Origin of the sequence: Nocardioides dubius (assembly GCF_039528155.1) — a bacterium.
Taxonomy (GTDB): domain Bacteria; phylum Actinomycetota; class Actinomycetes; order Propionibacteriales; family Nocardioidaceae; genus Nocardioides; species Nocardioides dubius.
Window position 1 is genome coordinate 256,575 of record NZ_BAAALG010000011.1, and the last position, 1,360, is coordinate 257,934.

1 protein-coding gene is annotated in these 1,360 nt (G+C 72.2%); it reads right to left on the reverse strand.

Annotated features, from left to right (window positions below):
* Positions 1-12: 12 nt before the first annotated feature.
* The coding region (locus ABD151_RS14285; RefSeq protein ID WP_343995436.1) for a S1C family serine protease at positions 13-1,360 on the reverse strand (1,348 nt) is incomplete at its 5' end.

Genomic DNA, 1,360 nt, shown 5'->3' on the forward strand with positions numbered 1-1,360 from the left:
GAGTAGCCGGCCTCAGCCGACCTGGGAGTCGAGCGTGACGTCGATGGAGCGCTCGTCATCGCCGCGCAGCACGGTCAGCGTGACCTTCTCGCCCGGCAGGTAGGAGCGGATCGCGACGATCAGGCTCGGGCTGTCGCTGACCGGCTGGTCGTCGATCGCCACGACCACGTCGTCCTTCTTCAGGCCGGCCTTGTCGGCGGCACTGCCCGGATTGACCTTGTCGATCCGGACGCCCTCGCCGTTGTCGGCGGTGATCACCTGAGCGCCGATCACCGGGTACTGCGCCTCGCCGTCCTTGAGGATCTGGTCGGCGGTGACGCGGACCTGCTCGACCGGGATCGCGAAGCCGACGCCGATGTTGCCGGACTCGCTGCTGCCTCCGCCGCCGGTGGTGGCGATCGCGGAGTTCACGCCGATCACCTGACCCTGGAGGTTGACCAGCGGGCCGCCCGAGTTGCCCGGGTTGATCGCGGCATCCGTCTGGATGGCGTTGATGTAGGAGTTGAGGTCGTCGGTGCCGCCGGTGGTGACCGGGCGGTTGAGCGCCGAGACGATGCCGGCGGTGACGGTGCTGGTCAGCCCGAGCGGCGACCCGAAGGCGACCACGCCCTCCCCCACCTGCAGGGTCGCGGAGTCGCCCATCGCGGCCGGGATCAGCTCGTCGGCGGCGTCCTTGCTGTAGAGCACGGCGAGGTCGTAGACCGTGCTGCGACCGACCACCGTGGCGTCGAACCGGGTGCCGTCGTGCAGCACGATCCGGATCCGGCCGTCCTTCTTGGCGGCGTCCTCGATCACGTGGTTGTTGGTGACCACGTGCCCCTGGCGGTCGAGCACGAAGCCGGAGCCGGTCGCCCCGCCCTCCTCGCCCTCGAAGTCGGCGATGATCTGCACGGTGCTGGGCAGCAGCTTCGCCGCGACCGCCTCGATGGACTTGTTGTCCTTGGCCAGCGGCGGCGTCTCCTGGGTCTCGACCCCGGCCAGGCCGTCGCGCGAGCGACCGGGCTCGGTGTTCTCGTCCTGCCACGTGTCGTAGCCCATCGCGCCCAGCGCGCCGCCGAGCAGACCCAGCAGCAGGGAGACCAGGCAGACCACCGGCCACACGCCCTTGGCGAGCTTGGCCCGCGGTGCCGGCGGCGCCGGCGGATATCCGTATCCGGGAACCGCACGCGGGCCACCGGCGGGCGGCAGCGGAGCGCCGGCCCAGCCACTGCTCGGAGCGGGTGCACCGAGTGGCACGGCGGGCGCGCCGGGCACCTGGCTCGGCGGGCCGCTGACCCGCGAGCCCTCCATCGGCGGCGGGAACTGCCGGGTCGGCGTCGGGCGCTCGTCGCTCTGCGGCGCGGAGTCGGCGGCCGGCTCC